This window comes from Actinacidiphila cocklensis, from assembly GCF_907177275.1.
GTDB lineage: Bacteria > Actinomycetota > Actinomycetes > Streptomycetales > Streptomycetaceae > Actinacidiphila > Actinacidiphila cocklensis.
Genome location: NZ_CAJSLV010000040.1, coordinates 1 through 507, shown reverse-complemented (window position 1 = coordinate 507; position 507 = coordinate 1). Strand labels below are relative to the sequence as shown.

General features: G+C 68.0%; 1 protein-coding gene. It reads left to right on the top strand.

Features of this window, described 5'->3' with window-relative positions:
- Nucleotides 1-47: 47 nt before the first annotated feature.
- Nucleotides 48-507: transposase (locus tag NFU81_RS05910; protein ID WP_251485718.1), on the top strand; the 460-nt coding region annotated here is incomplete at its 3' end.

Below are 507 nucleotides of genomic sequence, written 5' to 3'. Positions count from 1 at the left end.
CGCTACGCACAGTGAGTATCGAGAAGTCTGAGTTGATGCAGGATCACATGCCGCAGGGGCGGCAGGAGGAGGCCGCGCGGCGGCTCGCGGGGGTGCTCTCGCCGCAGGCGATAGACGGCCTGATAGCGGATGCCGCGGACGCGGGGATCGGCCTGGACGGCGCTGGCGGGCTCCTGCAGCAGATGATGAAGGCGGTCCTGGAACGTGCCCTGCAGGTCGAGATGACCGATCACCTGGGGTATGAGGCTGGGGACCCGGCCGGGCGGGGCAGCGGCAACAACCGCAACGGCTCCTACCCAAAGACGATCACGACGACGGCCGGGCCGGTCACGGTGGACGTGCCACGCGATCGCGACGCGGCCTTCGAACCGGTCATCGTGCCCAAGCGCAAGCGCCGCCTGGCACAGGTCGACGACATGATCCTGTCGCTCTATGCACGCGGGATGACGACCCGTGACATCTCCACGCACCTGAAGGAGGTCTACGGCTCCGAGGTGTCACCGGCCC